The organism is Pseudomonas sp. ok272 (assembly GCF_900109995.1).
In the GTDB taxonomy this organism is placed as follows: domain Bacteria; phylum Pseudomonadota; class Gammaproteobacteria; order Pseudomonadales; family Pseudomonadaceae; genus Aquipseudomonas.
This window is the reverse complement of sequence record NZ_FOCB01000007.1, coordinates 127,073-145,038: the sequence shown is the minus strand read 5'-3', so window position 1 is coordinate 145,038 and position 17,966 is coordinate 127,073. Positions and strand designations below refer to the sequence as shown.

15 protein-coding genes are annotated in these 17,966 nt (G+C 64.0%); 8 read left to right on the top strand and 7 right to left on the bottom strand.

The window, feature by feature from the left end; all coding sequences use genetic code 11:
- Positions 1-18: 18 nt before the first annotated feature.
- A complete protein-coding gene (locus BMW74_RS12645; protein ID WP_093420512.1) occupies positions 19-816 on the bottom strand; it encodes a hydroxymethylpyrimidine/phosphomethylpyrimidine kinase in 798 nt (265 codons plus the stop codon).
- 335 nt (positions 817-1,151) lie between these two features.
- Between BMW74_RS12645 and BMW74_RS12640 the strand changes: the two genes are divergently transcribed.
- From BMW74_RS12640 to BMW74_RS12625, 4 genes are all read left to right on the top strand, one after another.
- A complete protein-coding gene (locus tag BMW74_RS12640; RefSeq protein WP_093419991.1) occupies positions 1,152-3,527 on the top strand; it encodes a hybrid sensor histidine kinase/response regulator in 2,376 nt (791 codons plus the stop codon).
- Positions 3,528-3,599: 72 nt separating this feature from the next.
- Positions 3,600-5,252: an acyl-CoA dehydrogenase family protein gene (locus tag BMW74_RS12635; RefSeq protein ID WP_093419987.1), complete on the top strand. Its 1,653-nt coding sequence runs from the start codon at positions 3,600-3,602 to the stop codon at positions 5,250-5,252.
- A gap of 193 nt (positions 5,253-5,445) precedes the next feature.
- Complete coding sequence (gene amn, locus BMW74_RS12630; protein ID WP_175479204.1) at positions 5,446-6,945, top strand: AMP nucleosidase; 1,500 nt, start codon at positions 5,446-5,448, stop codon at positions 6,943-6,945.
- Positions 6,946-7,085: 140 nt separating this feature from the next.
- Entirely contained in the window at positions 7,086-7,652 is a 567-nt protein-coding gene (locus tag BMW74_RS12625) for a pseudouridine synthase (protein ID WP_175479212.1), read from the top strand.
- On the opposite strand, the gene BMW74_RS12620 is transcribed toward BMW74_RS12625, so the two are convergent.
- Both BMW74_RS12620 and BMW74_RS12615 read right to left on the bottom strand, forming a co-directional pair.
- Complete coding sequence (locus tag BMW74_RS12620; RefSeq protein ID WP_093420504.1) at positions 7,647-7,856, bottom strand: DUF2788 domain-containing protein; 210 nt, start codon at positions 7,854-7,856, stop codon at positions 7,647-7,649. The genes BMW74_RS12625 and BMW74_RS12620 overlap by 6 nt on opposite strands.
- 530 nt (positions 7,857-8,386) lie before the next feature.
- Entirely contained in the window at positions 8,387-8,866 is a 480-nt protein-coding gene (locus tag BMW74_RS12615) for an Lrp/AsnC family transcriptional regulator (RefSeq protein ID WP_093419977.1), read from the bottom strand.
- Positions 8,867-9,282: 416 nt separating this feature from the next.
- Here BMW74_RS12615 and BMW74_RS12610 point away from each other — a divergent pair, with 416 nt between their 5' ends.
- Positions 9,283-10,329, top strand: a complete 1,047-nt coding sequence (locus BMW74_RS12610) for a DUF6515 family protein (RefSeq protein WP_093419971.1) — start codon at positions 9,283-9,285, stop codon at positions 10,327-10,329.
- On the opposite strand, the gene BMW74_RS12605 is transcribed toward BMW74_RS12610, so the two are convergent.
- Positions 10,323-11,219, bottom strand: a complete 897-nt coding sequence (locus tag BMW74_RS12605) for a cation diffusion facilitator family transporter (protein ID WP_093419965.1) — start codon at positions 11,217-11,219, stop codon at positions 10,323-10,325. The genes BMW74_RS12610 and BMW74_RS12605 overlap by 7 nt on opposite strands.
- Positions 11,220-11,233: 14 nt before the next feature.
- Positions 11,234-11,653 (bottom strand): polyribonucleotide nucleotidyltransferase, encoded by a 420-nt coding sequence (locus BMW74_RS12600; RefSeq protein ID WP_093419961.1) that lies wholly within the window; start codon positions 11,651-11,653, stop codon positions 11,234-11,236.
- Between the two features lie 102 nt (positions 11,654-11,755).
- Here BMW74_RS12600 and hrpB point away from each other — a divergent pair, with 102 nt between their 5' ends.
- Positions 11,756-14,275, top strand: a complete 2,520-nt coding sequence (gene hrpB / locus BMW74_RS12595) for an ATP-dependent helicase HrpB (protein ID WP_093419956.1) — start codon at positions 11,756-11,758, stop codon at positions 14,273-14,275.
- Between the two features lie 306 nt (positions 14,276-14,581).
- Here hrpB and BMW74_RS12590 read toward each other — a convergent pair whose 3' ends face one another.
- A complete protein-coding gene (locus BMW74_RS12590) occupies positions 14,582-15,649 on the bottom strand; it encodes an endonuclease/exonuclease/phosphatase family protein (protein WP_093419950.1) in 1,068 nt (355 codons plus the stop codon).
- A 76-nt stretch (positions 15,650-15,725) separates the two neighbouring features.
- Positions 15,726-16,400: a YciC family protein gene (locus BMW74_RS12585; RefSeq protein ID WP_093419945.1), complete on the bottom strand. Its 675-nt coding sequence runs from the start codon at positions 16,398-16,400 to the stop codon at positions 15,726-15,728.
- 187 nt (positions 16,401-16,587) lie between these two features.
- Here BMW74_RS12585 and BMW74_RS12580 point away from each other — a divergent pair, with 187 nt between their 5' ends.
- Together BMW74_RS12580 and BMW74_RS12575 are read left to right on the top strand one after the other, a co-directional pair.
- Entirely contained in the window at positions 16,588-17,358 is a 771-nt protein-coding gene (locus BMW74_RS12580; RefSeq protein ID WP_093419940.1) for a DUF2076 domain-containing protein, read from the top strand.
- A 128-nt stretch (positions 17,359-17,486) separates the two neighbouring features.
- Positions 17,487-17,966, top strand: a complete 480-nt coding sequence (locus BMW74_RS12575) for a LabA-like NYN domain-containing protein (protein ID WP_093419936.1) — start codon at positions 17,487-17,489, stop codon at positions 17,964-17,966.

Here is a 17,966-nt window from a genome sequence, read left to right as displayed (position 1 = left end):
CGGGCAGGCCTCATGGCGTTACGAGCAGAAATCCAGCGGCAGGCGGCGCGGAACGAACTGGCCTTTGCCCAGCTGTTCGGCATCGCGCAGGGTGCGCCAGGTGTAATCGAGTGCCGACTTGACCGCGCTTGCCAGGTGTTCGCCCTGGGCCAGGCGACCGGCCAAGGCGCTGGCCAGGGTGCAGCCGGAACCATGGTAGCTGCCGGGCAGGCGCTGGCAGGTAAAGGTTTCACTGCGGCCATCACGGCTGTACAGGCGATTATGGACTTCGTGTTCGTCGCCGTGACCGCCGGTGATCAGCAGGTGCTTGACGTAGGGCAGCAGTTTTTCTGCGCACTCATCGGCGCTGCCGTCGGGCAGTTCGGCCAGGATGCGTGCTTCCGGGAGGTTGGGGGTGGCGATGATTGCCAATGGCAGCAGGCGTTCGCGCATGGCGTAGCCGACTTCGTCCTTGCCCAGACGTCCGCCGCCGCCGGCGCGCAGCACCGGGTCGCAGACCACGGGCAGGTGTGGATGCGCCTTGAGCAGTTCGACCACGGTGTCGACCATTTCCAGTGAGCCGAGCATGCCCAGCTTGACCGCTGCAACCTGCGAGTCGTTGAGCACGGCATTGGCTTGAGCCAACACCCACTCACGGTCGAGGACGCGGAAATCACTGACGTTGACCGTGTCTTGCACAGTCAAGGCGGTGACGGCCGGGGCCGCATGACAGCCCTGTGCGAGCAGGGCTTCGATATCTGCCTGCAAGCCGGCACCACCACTTGGATCATGGCCGGAGAGACAGAGGACAACGGGGCGAGAGCTGTAGATATTCATGGTGCGCGAGCTTACCACCAAACAGATTTATTCGGTGCGCCACCCGGTCATGACTCCGTCCTTGCCGCCGCTGCCCAGGCGCGGAGCGTTCCGCGATGAGGGGGATGCCGGGGGAGGCGGGGCAGAATCTGCCCGGATTCACCGCTATTGTTCGTTTTGAATGTTCTGAAAGTACCGTTCTAGAGCCTTTTAACTAATATTCTCAGTGGTGTTCAATGGCCAGCAACGGCTATGCTAGAGTGGATCCAAATTAATAACAGGTAATGCCGGTTTTACGTCTGCTCAAAAGGAATGGGGGCTTCCTGACACAACCGGACAGGCCACGCTGGGGCTTTATGCGCTATTTGCTGATGTTGCTATTGTGCTTGCCCCTATTGGCGAGCGCGGCCGATTTTGATGAGTTCACCCAAAGCCTTCCTTTGGGGCGCAGTCTGCAGGTCTACGAGGACGTCGCAGGCACTGCGACCATCGCCGATGTCCTGGCGCAAGCCGCTGCCGGCCACTTCAAAGCCCACGACAAAGCCACGCTGAATGCCGGTTACTCCCGTTCGGTGTTCTGGTTGAAAATCGACCTGCGCTATCGCCCCTACAACCCGGCCGCCCAGCGCACCTGGTTGTTGGAACTGGCCTATCCGCCCCTCGACCACGTTGATCTGTACCAGCCGGACAGCAGCGGCGCCTATCAACTGGCCCGCAGCACCGGCGATGCCTTGCCGTTCGCCAGCCGCGAGATTCGTCAGAACAACTACCTGTTCGGGCTCGACTTTGCCGCCAATGAACAGAAAACCCTCTATATGCGCCTGCAAAGCGAGGGCTCGATCCAAGCCCCGGTGACGTTGTGGTCGAGTACCGCCTACCTGGAAGACCAGCCGTTGCGCCTGTATGTCCTGGGGCTGATTTACGGTGTGCTGCTGGGCATGCTGGTCTACAACCTGTTCATTTATCTGAGCGTGCGTGACACCAGTTATCTCTATTACATCCTCTATATAGCCTCGTTCGGTCTCTACCAACTGTCGGTCAACGGCGCCGCGGCGCAGTACTTCTGGCCGAACAATCCCTGGTGGACCAACGCCTCGACCCCCTTTTTCATTGGCTGTGCCGGGCTGTTCGGCAGCCAGTTCGCCCGCAGCTTCCTGCAAACCGCCAGTCACACACGCTGGCTCGATCGGCTGCTGTTGGCGTTGGTTGCCTACAGTGCGTTGGTCGTCGGCCTGTCGCTGATGACCAGTTATGCCTTGGCCCTGCGCCTGGCGACCGTGCTGGCACTGGTGTTCACCGTGGTGATCTTTGCCGCCGGGATCTTCGCCTGGTGGCGTGGGCAGCGGGTGGCGCGGTATTTCATCATTGCCTGGTCGGCGTTCCTGCTCGGCGGCATCGTCAACACCCTGATGGTCCTGGGCTACTTGCCCAATGTGTTCCTGACCATGTACGCCAGTCAGATCGGCTCGGCCATTGAAGTGGCGCTGCTGTCCCTGGCCCTGGCCGACCGCATCAATGCTATGCGTGAGCAACAAGCGCAGACGCTGTTCGACGCCGGGCAGAAGCTCGAAGTGCTGAACCAGCAACTGGCCCATAGCAACCAGCTCAAGGACGAGTTCCTGGCGACGCTGACCCACGAATTGCGCACCCCGATGAACGGCGTGATCGGTTCCCTGGAGTTGATGCAGACCGTCGAGCTTGACCCGGAACTCGAGCAGTACCAACAAACGGCCGCGGGTGCGGCGCGAGACATGATGCGCATGGTCAACGGCATCCTGACCCTCACTGAACTGCAGGCCGGCCGGCTCAAGACCTACCCGCAAGCGTTCAGCCTGCGTTCGGTGGTCAACACCCTGCAACAGCAGTTCGCCGCCAACGCCGCAGGCAAGGCGCTGGAGTTCAAGGTCGAGGTCGTGGCGGGGCTGCCGGACCGGCTGTACGGTGACAGTGACAAGCTGGCGCAGTGCCTGGAGTGCCTGCTGGACAACGCCATCAAGTTCACCCGTGTCGGCGGGCTGGCCTTGCGGGTCAGCGGCCAGCCGGGCGAGGCGGGACGGCAGCTAGTGTCCTTCGCGGTGATCGACACCGGCATTGGCTTCACCGACCTGGGCGAGGCCACCATGTACCAGCGTTTCTTCCAGCTCGACGGCTCGATGACCCGCGAGTACGGCGGGCTGGGGATCGGGCTGGCGATCTGTCGGCAATTGGTCGAGCTGATCGATGGGCGCTTGACCCATCGTTCCGAGCCCGGCCAGGGCAGTCGGTTTCAGCTGGACGTGGCGTTCGAGGTGGTGAGTGAGCAACCGGTCGCGGACCAGGCCAAGCCGCTTGCGGGCTTGCGCTTGCCGCAGGATTGCCGGGTACTGCTGGTCGACGACAACCGCATCAATCAGTTGGTGGTACGTGGCATGTTGCTCAAGCTGGGTTATCAGGTGCGCAGTGTCGACAGCGGTCCGGCGGCGCTGGAATGCCTGCGTCGCGACGTGTTTGACGGGGTGTTGCTCGATTGCCCGCTGCCGCCCATCGACGGGGTATCGGTATGTGCCCAGATCCGCGCGCTGCCGGGCCACGCCGAGTTGCCGGTGCTGGTCGCGGTGGCCTCGACCCAGGGCTTTGACCTGGAGGCAGGACTGACCGACTACCTGGGCAAACCGGTGAAGTTCGAGGAGCTGCAGGCCGCGCTGTATCGCCGGGTGCTTTGTCATAGGCAAGGCGAAAGCGCCGGCAATTAGGCGTATACGCCACTTTTTTGCCGATCGAGGCGGTGCTTAACTGAGGGTCCAACTGACCCAAGGAGGCCCGCCATGAACCTGCATCAGTTCGCCGAAACCCACGAAGTCACCAATCAGCCGCCGTCGCTGGACGGCACCAACCTGTACCGCATCGACCTGCCGCTGCAGGCATGGTCGCGGGCGTTCGGGGCCGGTTGGGCGGACGCGCGGATTGACGCCTATGGCGCGCTGGCGGGTGGGCCGCTGATGGCGGCGGGGTTCCTGGCCAACCAGAACAAACCGGTATTCTCCAGCCATGACCGCTACGGTCATCGCCTCGACCTGGTGGAGTTTCACCCCGCCTACCATGAGCTGATGCGCACCGCGATCGAGCACGGCCTGACCTCCTTGCCCTGGACCGATCCGCAACCCGGCGCCCATGTCGCCCGCGCCGCCATGAGCTACCTGCACAGTCAGGCCGAAGCCGGCAGTGGCTGCCCGCTGACCATGACCTTCGCCAGTGTCCCGGCCTTACGCCTGCAACCGGACATCGCCAAGCGGTGGCTGCCGAAAATCCTCGCCACCGAATACGACCCACGCAATGTCGGCATGGCCCACAAGGCGGGGGTCACGATTGGTATGGCGATGACCGAGAAACAGGGCGGCACCGACGTGCGGGCCAACACCACCAAGGCCTATCCCGTGGGCGCCGCCGGCCCGGGGCAGGCCTATGAGCTGGTCGGCCACAAGTGGTTCTGCTCGGCGCCGATGTGTGATGCGTTCCTGACCCTGGCGCAAACCGACAAAGGCCTGACCTGTTTCCTGCTGCCGCGCCATCGTCCGGATGACACGCGTAACCAGTTCTATATCCAACGCCTTAAAAACAAGCTGGGCAACAGCTCCAATGCCTCCAGCGAAGTCGAGTTCCGTGGGGCGCTGGCCTGGATGATTGGCGAGGAGGGGCGCGGTGTGCCGACCATCATCGAGATGGTGGCCATGACCCGTTTTGATTGCATGGTCGGCTCCAGTGCCTTGATGCGCCAGGCGCTGACCCAGGCCAGCCATCACTGCGCGCACCGCCGGGTGAGCGGCAAGCTGCTCAGTGAGCAGCCGCTGATGCAAAACGTCCTGGCCGACCTGGCCCTGGAAAGCGAAGCCGCCCTGGCCCTGAGCCTGCGCATGGGCCGGGCGCTGGACCATCTGGCGGATGCCCAGGAAGACAAGTTCGCCCGCCTGGTCACGGCAGTGGGCAAGTATTGGATCTGCAAGCGCGCCCCGGCCATGATCAATGAAGCCGCCGAATGCATGGGCGGCGCCGGTTACGTCGAGGACAGCATCCTGCCGCGTCTGTACCGCGAGGCCCCGGTGAATTCGACGTGGGAAGGCTCCGGCAACGTGCAGTGCCTGGATGTGCTGCGTGCCTTGTCCAAAGAGCCGGGCGTGCTGGATGCGTTGTTCGATGAGTTGGGCGACGGTCATGGCGACAAGCGCCTGGCCGCCCACATCCGCCAGTTGCACGCCGCGTTCAAGGACACCGGCGACATCCAGTACCGCGCCCGGCAACTGACCGAGGACATTGCCCTGGGGTTGCAGGCCAAGTTGCTGCTGGAGGCGGGGAATGCGGCGGTGAGTGACGGGTTTATTGCCAGTCGCTTGGGGGATGCGTCGGGCCGGGCGTATGGCACCTTGCCGCGAGGCGTCGAGGTGCAAGCCATCGTCGCCCGTTCGACCCCGCAGGGTTTTTGACCACGGATCAGCGAACACCACAACACCCCTTGTGGGAGCGGGCTTGCTCGCGAAGGCAATCTGTCAGTTGATCGACAGGTGACTGACACACCGCCTTCGCGAGCAAGCCCGCTCCCACAGGTGGCATGGGTGGCTCATGGATTGACGCATGGCTCACACACGACGGTTCCCGTGACGCAACGATGCAGGCAAGATGAACGCCTGCAAGCCAGAACACAGGAAGCTGATCGTGACCGAAGCCTTTGTTGTCGTTCAAACCGCTGAACAAGCCGTGGACCGGCTTGCCGCTCTGCACGAGCGAGCCACCACGGCCTTGAGCCAGGCGCTCAAGCGCTACCTGAAGGACCGTGTCGAGCCCGATGCCGAACAGCGCGCCATGTTTCGCTACCCGCAATTGCGCCTGACTTACCTGTGCCAGGGCGAAGTCCCACAAACCACTCGGGCTTACGCCAAGGTGCAGTTGCCGGGCACCTACAGCGTCACCGTCACCCATCCCGCCGCCTTCCGTAAATACTTGCTGGAGCAACTGGTGCCGCTGATGCACGACTTCACCGTGACGGTGGAAGTGGGCGTCAGCGAGCAGAACATCCCGTACCCCTACGTGGTCGAGCAGGGCGATGAGTTGGCCGGTTCCGGCGTGACTGCCGCAGTGCTGGCGCGGGTGTTCCCCAGCACCGACCTGTCGGCGGCCACCGATGGCATTGCCGACGGCCTCTACGATTGGGAAAACACCGATCCGCTGCCCCTGGCGCTGTTCGATGCGGCCCGGGTGGACTTCTCCCTGCGGCGCCTGGTGCATTACACCGGCAGCGACTGGCGCCATGTGCAGCCGTGGATCCTGCTGACCAACTACCACCGCTATGTCGACCAGTTCATCGTCCATGGCCTGGAGCGGTTGCGCAACGACCCCCGCTTTGTGCGCATGGTGTTGCCGGGCAACGTGATCATCGAAAAGAGCATGGATCACGGCGAAGCGTCGGCCATTGCCGCGGGCGTGGTCTGGCACCGTTACCAGATGCCGGCCTACCACTTGCTGGCCTCCGACGGCCACGGCGTGACCCTGGTCAACATTGGCGTCGGCCCGTCCAACGCCAAGAACATCACCGATCACCTGGCGGTCTTGCGCCCGCACTGCTGGCTGATGATCGGTCACTGCGGCGGCCTGCGCCAATCGCAGACCATCGGCGACTACGTGTTGGCCCACGCCTACATGCGCCGCGACGGGATTCTCGACCGGGTGGTGCCGCCGAACATTCCAATCCCGGCCCTGGCCGAGGTGCAGATGGCGCTGCAGCAAGCGGCCGCCAACGTCACGGGCGAGAAGGGCGAAGAACTGAAGAAACGCCTGCGCACCGGCACCGTGCTGACCTACGACGACCGCAACTGGGAGCTGCGCTGGGCCCAGGAACGGCCGCTGATCAACCTGTCGCGCGCGGTGGCGGTAGACATGGAAAGCGGCACGATCGCCGCCCAGGGCTACCGGCTGCGGGTGCCCTACGGCACCTTGCTGTGTGTCTCCGACAAGCCGTTGCACAGTGAGATCAAGCTGCCGGGTTCGGCCAACGCGTTCTACGAGCGTGCCGTCAGCCAGCACCTGAAAATTGGCATCGAGGCCGTGGACCTGCTGCGCACCGAACTCAACTCGCTGCACTCGCGCAAGCTGCGCAGCTTCGACGAGCCGCCATTCCGCTGACAGTTGTCGTGGTCATTTGACGGTCGGGGCACTAGCATGAGCAGCCCTGACCGTTAGATGTTGCGCAGTCCATGTCCCGTCCTCCACGTCCACCGTCGCGCCACCCAGGCGCCAAGCCCTCGTCTTCAGCCCCGCGTCGCGTGGCCAAGGCCCCGCCTGCGGAGCCGAAACTGATCCTGTTCAACAAACCCTTCGATGTGCTGACGCAATTCAGCGACGGTGAAGGGCGGGCGACGCTCAAGGATTTCATCGACATCCCCGGGATCTACCCGGCCGGCCGCTTGGACCGTGACAGCGAAGGCCTGTTGCTGCTGACCAATGATGGCCAGCTCCAGGCGCGGATTGCCGACCCCAAGCACAAGCTGGCCAAGACTTATTGGGTGCAGGTGGAAGGTGAGCCCAGCGCCGAGCAGTTGCAGCGCCTGCGTGACGGCGTCGAACTCAATGACGGCATGACCTTGCCCGCCGAGGCCCGAGCCTTGGATGAGCCGCAGTTGTGGCCACGCAATCCGCCGGTGCGCTTTCGCAAGAGCGTGCCGACCCATTGGCTGGAGTTGGTGATTCGCGAAGGGCGCAATCGCCAGGTGCGGCGCATGACCGCCGCCGTGGGCCTGCCGACCCTGCGCCTGGTGCGCGTGCGGATCGGCCAGTGGTCGATCGAGGGGCTCGATCAGGGGCAGTACCGGGAAGTGCCGGCCAAACTATAAGACGCCGGACTCGATCAGGCCGATCACCACGCTCTTGATGATGAACGCCGCGACGCCCAGGCCCAGCACAAAGAACAGGATGAACGAACCAAAGCGCCCGGCCTTGGATTTCTTCGCCAGGTCCCAGACGATGAAGCCCATGAAAATAATCAGGATGGTGACCAGGCCAGTCATCATCCATTCTTCAAGCAATGCGGGATCAATGGAATTCATTGGGTCTCTCGGACAGGGACGGGGCCAACAGGGCGGCGCCAAGACGGCGCGCAGTATACGCCAATGATTATTGGCGGGCATTGACGTGCGTCGGTCTGTCGCAGCGCCTTATCGCCTGTGCCGGCGACGCCCCTGTGGGAGCGGTGAACACCCATCCCGTGTCAGGCCCGGATTCCTTGTAGGAGCGAGGCTTGCCCTAATGCCAGTCAGTTAAGCGAAACCCACGTGGGAGCGAGCCTGCTCGCGATAGCAGTAGGTCAGTCAACGGAGATGTTGGCTGTGTTGCCGTCTTCGCGAGCAGGCTCGCTCCCACAGGTTTGGCGCCTTAACTGACTGGCATTAAGGCTTGCCCGCGAAGGTGGTACGTCTGGCGACATTGATGTTGGATGGGCTGGCTGGTTCGCGGGCAAGCCTCGCTCCTACGGGCTCAACCCAGATTCCTGCTCGCGATGGAGGTGACGAGCGGCATGGCTAAGACAGTTGCTCCCACAGGGGCCGCTGGTTACCGTCGATTCCGCTGTTCAGCCGCGCAGGTGAGTCAGCGGCAGCTCGGTGCTGTTGAGCACCTGGTTGAGCACGAAGCTCGAGCGCACGCTGGTGACGCCTTCGATGCGGGTCAGGTGGCCGAGCAGCAGCTTCTGGTAATGGTCCATGTCCGGCACGACGACCTTGAGTTGGTAGTCGGCATCCACCCCGGTGACCAGGCTGCATTCGAGCACCTGGGGCAGGGTACGGATGGCCGCCTCGAAGTTTTCGAAGCGCTCGGGGGTGTGGCGGTCCATGCCGATCAGCACGTAGGCCGTCAGGCTCAGGCCGAGCAACTTGCGATCCAGCAGCGCAACCTGCCGCGAAATGAACCCGTCGTCTTCCAGTTGTTTGACGCGCCGTGAGCACGGGGATGGCGACAGGCCGATGCGCTCGGCCAGTTCCTGGTTGGAGATGCGCGCGTCACGCTGCAATTCCGCCAAAATGCTCAAGTCGTATCGGTCAAGTTTGCTCATGAATGATGCCTTTCTCGTATCAATTGCGGCCAATTATCTATCCAGGGTTAAAAATTGCGCAAGTCATGTTTGTTTGAGCAATCTTCGCAATCCTCTGCTGCAGCCCCAGGCCTATTCTTATTACCAGAATCACTGCCCGGACACACAGTCCACAGCGGCCCGCCGAATCAGGCCAGCCGCGGCCACCGCTCCCACCGGAGCTGAGTTGGCCCCCGGGCTACACACTGTCCAGAAGACGGCGTGAGGTGAGCCGGCGCCACAAGCGTCGAGCACGGACGAAGTTCTCAAGGGGAGGCCGACGGGTCTCCCTTTTTTATGCCTGAGAAATAAGTCGGCTGACTGATAACCTGTCGCAGAACCGGCCTGTGCTTTTCCAGTCTTATCTAACAAGGTCATCAGTCGCAGTGAGGAATAGCATGAAGTCGAGCATCTGGCGTATGGCAGGTGTGGGTTTGTTGTGTGTCAGTGTCAGCACACCCTTGCTGGCCGAAAACCAGGGGGAAGAGCCGCACCCCCAGCAACATAACAACGGGGGTGGCCAGCACGGGGGTGGCGAGGGCCATCAGGGCAACAATCAACCGCGCCCGCAAAACAATCAGCCTCGGCCACAAAATAACGAACCGCGTCCACAGGGCGGCAATAGCCAGCCGTTCGAACACAACGGGCACAACCAGGGCGGTGGCAATGGCCAGGGGCGTGCGCCGCAAGCGCCCAATGGCCAGGTCCAGAACCGGCCTGCGCCGCCATCGCCCAGTAGCCTGCCGATCCAAGGGCGCCCGGACACGGTGCACCAGACCCAGGAGCCGCAACGCGGTTACTACCAGGACGTGCCTCGGCGCAACGATTACAACGGCCATGGACAGGGTGGTTATCAAGGCCCGCGTCCGAGCCATGACCAGCAGTGGCCGGGTCGTCCCAATGGTCATGGCAATGGCTGGGGACCCGGTCCGCAGTATCGGCCGGGGTACGTGACCGAGCGTTTTCCTGATCGCAACTTCCGCGTGCCCTACCGCGGCCAGGACTACTTCTTCTCGGGTGGCTACTGGTATCGCCCGCAAGGTCCGCGCTACGTCGTCGTCCGCCCGCCCTACGGGATCCGGGTCGGTTACCTGCCGGATTACGCCCAGGAAGTCTGGATCGGCGGGGCGTTGTTCTTCCTCGCCGCCGGCGCTTATTACAGCTACCAACCCGCGACCCAGGATTATGTGGTGGTGCAGCAACCGGTCGGGGTGCCCGCGCCGCAGCCGCAGGGCAATGGGTATGACGTGGTGGCGTATCCGGCCAATGGGCAGTCGCCGCAGCAAGTCGCCCAGGACGGGCAGGACTGCTATCGCTGGGCGGTGCAGCAAAGTGGTTTCGATCCACAGGCGGCGACATATCAGCCTGCACCACAAGTGGTGCAGGCCTACCGCCAGGCCCAGAGCAATTGCCTGAGCGCGCGGGGTTATCAGGTCAATTACTGAGTCCGGGCGGCCTTGACCACGTCCTGCGGGTCGGCGTGCACCAGCACTTCGGCCCGCGGGTAGGCGGCATGGATCGCATCGGCGGCCTGGTCGCTGATGGCGTGGGCCACCGACAGGGTCAACGCTCCCGGCAACTCCAGGTGCAACTGGACGAACCAGTGATTGCCCGAGACCCGCGTGCGCAGGTCGTGGGCGCCGAGCACCCCCGGCACGCTGCACGCCAGCTCCAGCATGTGCTGGCTGACCTCGGACGGTAGCTCTTCATCCATCAGCACGGTAAAGCTTTCCCGGGCGATCTGGATCGCGCTCCACAAAATGTAGACCGCGATGCCCAGGCCAAACCACGCATCCACTTGGTGCCAGCCAAAACCGGCCAACACCAGGGCCAGCAGGATACTGCCGTTGAGCAGCAGGTCGGAACGGTAGTGCAGCGAGTCGGCCCGCACCGCCGTGGAGCCGGTTTCGCGGATGACCCGGTGTTGCAGGGTCAGCAGCGCCGCGGTCAGGGCCAGGGACAATACGATCACCGCGATACTCAGCCACGGCGCACCCACCGGCTCGGGGTTCTTGATCCGTTCGAAGGCCTGGAAGGCGATCAACATGGCACTGCCGGCGATGAACAATGCCTGCGCCATGCCGGCCAGGGATTCAGCCTTGCCGTGTCCGTAACGGTGGTCGTCATCGGCGGGGCGCAACGCGTAGTGCACCGCCAGCAGATTGAGCAGCGAGGTCACGCCATCGAGTGCCGAGTCCGTCAACCCGGCGAGCATGCTCACCGAGCCGCTGAACCACCAGGCAATCGCCTTGGCCACAATCAGAGTGCAGGCCACCGCCACCGAGGCGCGGGTGGCCAGGCGTAACAGGCGAGCGTGTTCGGGGCTGTTGCTCATCGCTCACGTGTTCCCTATGCGGCTGGCTGCAGGCCGAACATCGCCAGTTGCTGGGCGCTGCCCTTGTGCTGGATCAGGCGTGGGTCGTCCAGCGGCAGGTTGCGGCCCAACTCGCTTTGAAGAATCGCCTGCAGCTTGTGAGGGTCGACCGTGCCGTCGGCATTCACCGCTGGCTTGAGCGTCTGTGGATCAACCTGGGCGGTCTTGCCCGGTTCGAAGTAGATCGCGCCGGTGGTGAAGTCGACGGCGAAGGCGATCAGCCCCGGGATCACATAGAACAACAGGCCCACGGCATCGAGCACGGCGATGGCCGGGTCGATCTTGCCGTCGATCTGGCCACGCCGATCCGGGTAGAAAATCGAACCGCAAGCGGTCATTTGGGTCAGCAGGGCCGCGACCAATACACCGCCGATCAGGCGAAAGGGAGCACGCATGGGGAATCTCCTGAGCTAGCTTGAAACGAAGTGTTGCCGGTTGGAGTACAGACTACGCCAAACAGTTCGCCGTTATACTCGGCCCTCTGTTTTGGAGCCAGCATGATCTCACTGCCGATTGATGACGTTCTACCCGCGCTGCGTGACGCCCTGGCGACACGCCACGAAGCCGTGCTCGAAGCACCGCCCGGCGCCGGTAAGACCACCCGGGTGCCGCTGGCGCTGTTGAACGAGCCGTGGCTGGCCGGGCAAACCATCCTGATGCTCGAACCACGCCGGCTGGCGGCGCGGGCGGCGGCCGAGCGGCTGGCCAGCGAGCTGGGGGAAAAGGTCGGCGACACCGTGGGCTACCGGATCCGCCTGGACAGCAAGGTCGGGCCCAACACCCGCATCGAAGTGGTCACCGAAGGCATCCTCACCCGCCGCCTGCAGGACGACCCGGCGCTCGACGGCGTGGGCCTGCTGATCTTCGACGAATACCACGAGCGCAGCCTCGATGCGGACCTGGCCCTGGCCCTGAGCCTCAATGGCCGCGAGCTGTTTCGGGACGACCAGCCGCTGAAGATCCTGCTGATGTCGGCGACCCTTGAGGGCGAGCGCCTGGCGGGGTTGCTGGGCGATGCGCCGATCCTGCGCAGCGAAGGCCGCATGTTCCCGGTGGCGATGCGTTGGGGCCGGCCGTTCCAGAGCGGCGAGTTCATCGAGCCGCGGGTGGTGCAGACCATCCTTGACGCGTTGAACGATGAACGCGGCAGCGTGCTGGTGTTCCTGCCCGGGCAGGCGGAAATCCGTCGGGTCCATCAACAACTGATCGACGCCCTGGGTGAGCGTTCCCCGGTGCTGCTGTGTCCGCTGCATGGCGAACTCGACCTGGCGGCCCAGCGTGCGGCCATCGACCCGGCACCGCCCGGGCAGCGCAAAGTGGTGCTGGCGACCAACATCGCCGAGACCAGCTTGACCATCAATGGCGTGCGGGTGGTGATCGATGCGGGGTTGGCGCGTGTCCCCCGATTCGATCCCGGCAGTGGCATGACCCGCCTCGACACCCAGCGCATCTCCCGCGCCAGCGCTACCCAGCGCGCGGGTCGGGCCGGGCGGTTGGAGCCGGGGGTGTGTTATCGATTGTGGTCCCAGGACCAGCACGAACAACTGGCGGCCTACGCCAGCGCGGAAATCCTCTCGGCGGACCTCGCCGGCCTGGCGCTGCAGCTCGGGCGCTGGGGTGTTTTGCCGACGCAACTGGTGTGGCTCGACGTGCCACCGGCCGCCGCGTATGCCCAGGCCCAGGAGTTGCTGCAACGCCTCGGCGCCCTGGATGACCAGACCCTGACCCGCCACGGCCAGGCGATGGCGGAGCTGCCGGCCCATCCACGGATTGCCCATTTGCTGTTGCGTGGGCAGGCGCTGGGGTTGGCGAGCATGGCGTGCGACGTCGCGGCGCTGCTCGGCGAGCGGGACATTTTGCGTGGCGCTGGCGCTGACCTGCATAGCCGCCTGGTGCTGTTGTCGGGCGAAGAACGCGCCGCTCGCGGTGCGCAGGGTGGCGTGCAGCGGGCGCGGCAGTTGGCCCGCCAGTATCGCGGCTATCTGCGGGGCAAGGCCGAACAGCCGGTGGCCGACCCCGACCATCCGCGCTGGCTCGGTGCGCTGTTGGCGCTGGCCTATCCAGACCGGGTGGCTCAGCAGCGGCGCGCCGGCGGTGCCGAGTATCGCCTGGCCAACGGGCGTGCCGCACTGTTCGCCGAGGCCGACAGCCTGATGAAACAGACCTGGCTGGTGATCGCCGACCTGGGCAGCCGCCAGGGCCAGCGTGAAGAGCGGATCTACCTGGCGGCGGACTTTGATCCGGCGCTGTTCGACTCGGTGCTGGCCGAGCAGGTGCGCTGTGTCGATCAATTGGATTGGGACGAGCGCGAAGGCGTGCTGCGCGCCGAGCGCCAGCGCAAGGTCGGCGAGTTGGTGCTCAGCCGTGAACCGTTGACCGGGCTGGACGAAAGCGCGCGCAGCCAGGCGCTGGTCAACCTGGTGCGGCGCAAGGGCCTGGAACTGTTGCCCTGGACCCCGGAGCTGCGCCAGTGGCAAGCGCGGGTGGCGCTGTTGCGTCAGTTGGACCTGGACCAACAGGGCGAAAGCCAGTGGCCGGATGTCAGTGACGCGGCGTTGCTGGCGGGCTTGGAACAGTGGTTGATGCCGTATCTGGCGCGGGTCTCGCGCCTCAGTCACTTCGCCAACCTGGACCTGTCCAGCATCGTCCGTAACCTGCTGCCCTGGCCGCTGCCGCAGCGCCTGGACGAACAGGCGCCCCATCACCTGAGCGTGCCATCCGGCTCGTCGGTCCGCCTGGACTACAGCGAGCAGCCACCGATCCTCGCGGTGCGCCTGCAGGAACTGTTCGGTCTGGCCGAGACCCCGCGCATCGCCGGCGGGCGGCAGGTGGTCAAGCTGCACCTGCTGTCACCAGCCCGTCGCCCGGTGCAAGTGACCCAGGACCTGGCCAACTTCTGGCGCAGCACCTACGCCGAAGTGAAGAAAGACCTGAAGGGACGCTACCCCAAGCACTATTGGCCGGATGACCCGCTGGTGGCCGAGGCGACGGCACGGATCAAACCGCGCAAGCCCTGAAACGATCCGCCAACAAAGGATTTTGACTGGGCCTAGGCCATGTGTTCACCCTCGTGGGAGCGGGCTTGCTCGCGAAGAGGCCAGCACATTCAACATCAAGGGCGCTTGACCCACCGCTTTCGCGAGCAAGCCCGCTCCCACAGAGGTGGGTGGTCGGGTGCGGGATGTGTGTCACGCCATAAATCCCTTTGTGGGAGCGAGACCGGCTTGCCGGCGAAGAGGCCAGCACATTCAGCATCAAGGGTGCTTGACCCACCGCTTTCGCGAGCAAGCCCGCTCCCACAGGGACAGTTATGGACGCGGGATCTACGGTGTCGCCGGCAACAAGAACCGTGCAATCACCGGCAAGTGATCGGAGATGCGCAAGGTGTCGTCCTGCCGCACCCGGGCTTGCACCCGCTTGATTTTTGGGCTGTAGAACAGGTAGTCGACGGTGCGGTCCGGACCGTTGAGGCCGGGATCGTTGGGGTAGTGGGTCAACCACTGGTCGCGATCGGCGCCGCTGGCCTCATTATTGGTGGGGATCATCGGGTACTTATCCCACAGCCGGTGCAACGCACTGTCGGCAGAGTAGGGCGTGCGTTGTTCGGCGGCCAGGCGCTGATATTGCCCCAGCGGCAACAGGTTGAAGTCGCCACCGATCAACCACGCGGTTCCCTGGGCCTCGTATTTGTCCAGCACCTTGGCCACGGCGACCACCTTGTCCTGCAGGGTGTCGTCCGGTTGCAGCGCCCGGTCGAGGTGGGTATTGAGCACCGCCAGTTGCCCCCCATCGCGCAGCGGCAGGTAACTCACCAACAGGGCATTGCGGGGTTGGAACTGGCGGCTGATGACGTTGCCCTGGGTTTCGGGCAGTTGCAGGCGTTCGGCGTGTTCGATGTGGTAGCGGCTCAAGGTCGCCAATTGCCGGCCGACGCTGCCGAAGATATGCAGGTTGGGGACGAAGTCGGCTTTCCAGTCGAAGGCCTGGGTGGAGCAGGGGTAGAGGTCGGTCAGGCGTTCACGCAGCAGCTTGAGTTGATCCTGGTAGTCGCTGGCCTTGGCGTTGTCATCCAACTCCTGGAGCAGCACCAGGTCCGGCTGTTCGTCACGGATCACCCGCGCCACTTCGTCCAGGCTGAAGGCCATGTCCGCGGGGGTTGGCGCTTCGTCGGTGCCCTGGGCCAGGTCATTCCAGAACACATAGCGTTTGCCCGCCAGGTACTGCACGTTCCAGGTCATGACTTTTAACGCCTGGCCGGGAACCAGCACCGGCGCATCGGCGGCGCAGCGCATGGGCAGCGTTTCCTTGGCGTCGGGGCGCCAGGTCAGGCTGTAGAGCAGCGCGACGACGACCAGCAGGCTCAACAGCGTATAGCGCAATAGACGGTACATGGCTCGACTGACTTAGTGTGACCAAGGTGACCCCGAGCATAACCGAGCGCGCGGCCTGATCCCAAGGGCCGTGGGGTCAGATACCTCCCTCGGGCTTGTCAGGGGTTTGGCCGATCAGCATGAACAGGCGGAACAGCACCACGCTGGTGAACAGTTGCAGGAAGCTGTGGGCGCTTTCGATGACCAGCGTCAGCATCGGGTTCTGCGGCGGCGGGTAGATCGACATCGTCGCCCCCCGCAGCAGCCACAACGGGCCCATCACGCAAAGAATGCACACCAGGATCCGTAGGAAGTTACCGCGAACAAGGCGCATGCTTTCACGCATGGCGGCCAATGGCTGCATATTGCGCAGCACCAGCAAATACTCGGCGAACGCCAGCATCACCATCAGCCAGATCCCCGGCAGGAAGTACAGCGACAACCCCACCAGGATCAGCAACGTGCTGACCGCCGTCAGCAGGGCAAAGCGCGGCCACAGGCGGGCAGCAGCGGACAGCAACGCCATGGTGCTCGGGGATTCGCCCCGGCTGCGAGCATCGAGGAACAGGATCAGCGCGCCGGTGTACAGCGGATACACCAGCAACCCGACCACCACGCTGAAACCGGGAAAGGCCTCCGGCCCCTGGCTGTGATCGACCAGTAATTGCAGCAGGGCTTCAAGGATCACCAACGGCAGGCACAGCACCGCGATGCGGCCCAGGTTGCGCTGGAAGAAATAGAGGGAGTCGCGCAGTACTTCGAACGGATTCATCGGTCGCCTTCACCGGTTACAGGAGATGTCGCCACTGTAACCGATGCGGCCGGTGGCTGAACAAAAGCTGAACCAAGGTAAACCTTCGGTAAACCTCATTGAAACAATCGGTGACTGCCCCATTACTGGAGAGCACCTGCCCTCATAAGGGGGAAGGCACCGATTTCCGGCAATCTATGAGGTCGCCATGAACAGCGAAGAACAAACCCTGATCGATGGACTGTTTTCACGGCTGCAGCAGGCCGAAACGGACTCCGCCCCGCGTGATGCCCAGGCCGAGGCGCGGATCAAGGAACACCTGGGTCGCCAGCCGGCGGCGGGGTATTTCATGACTCAGGCGATTCTGGTGCAAGAGGCCACGATCAAGCACCTTGACGAGCAGAACAAACAGCTGGCCCAGCAGGTTCAACAGTTGGAGGCGCAATTGCAACAGGCGACTGCCCAGACCGCTGCGCCCGCGCCAGGCACTGGCGGCGGGTTTCTCTCCAGCCTCTTTGGTGGCGCCCGCGATCCACAGCCGGCACCGTCGCAAAGCGCTCCGACGTTCGCGGGCAACGGTTGGCGCGAGCCGGGGCGGCCGGCGCCCAATCAGGCGCCGCAACCCACCTACAGTGCCCCGCAACCGGGCTATGGCGCGCCACAACAAAACTATGCGCCACCCACGCAAGCGGCTCCGGCAGCGGGCAGCGGCTTCCTCGGTGGCGCCCTGAAAACCGCCGCCGGTGTGGCCGGCGGCGTGATGCTCGCCCAGGGCATCAGCAGCCTGTTCCACAGCAACCAACAGCCCCAGGAAATCGTCGAAGTCATCAAGGAACAACCGGCCCAGGTCAACGACACCAGCGGCAATGGCTGGGGCGACGACGCGCGCATGGCCGGCAATGATCAGGCTGGCTTCGCGGACACGGACTATGGCGATGACAGCTCATCGTTGTTTGGCGACGACGATTCCTTCGTCTGACTCGCCATTCGTCCGGGGCCTTGGGCCGCCCCGGACGGATGATTCACGCAAGCTTCCCCGTGGCTGGCATACTGGGCGACTTTTCGGGCCCTGAGCCCGATCTATCGCCTGCGCCATGAGGATTTGCGGTGAAGAAGATCGCAGTGTTCGCCGATGTCCAGAACCTCTACTACACCGTGCGCCAGGCCTATGGTTGCCATTTCAACTACGCCGCCTTGTGGGCTGATATCAGCAAACAGGGCGAGATCGTCGAGGCCTATGCCTACGCCATCGACCGTGGCGACAGCAAGCAGCAGCAGTTCCAGCAGATCCTGCGCAACCTGGGCTTCATCGTGAAGCTCAAGCCCTACATCCAGCGCAGCGACGGCTCGGCCAAGGGCGACTGGGACGTGGGCATCACCCTGGACATCATGGACGCCGCCGATCATGTCGACGAAGTGGTGCTGGCCTCCGGTGATGGCGATTTCGACATGCTGCTGGAGCGTATCATCGCCAAGCACGGGGTCACGGCGGTCGCCTATGGCGTGCCCGGGCTCACGGCCAACTCGCTGATTCGCGCCGCCAGCCGCTACGTGCCGATCGAAGGCGCGTTGCTGCTTAAAAACTGA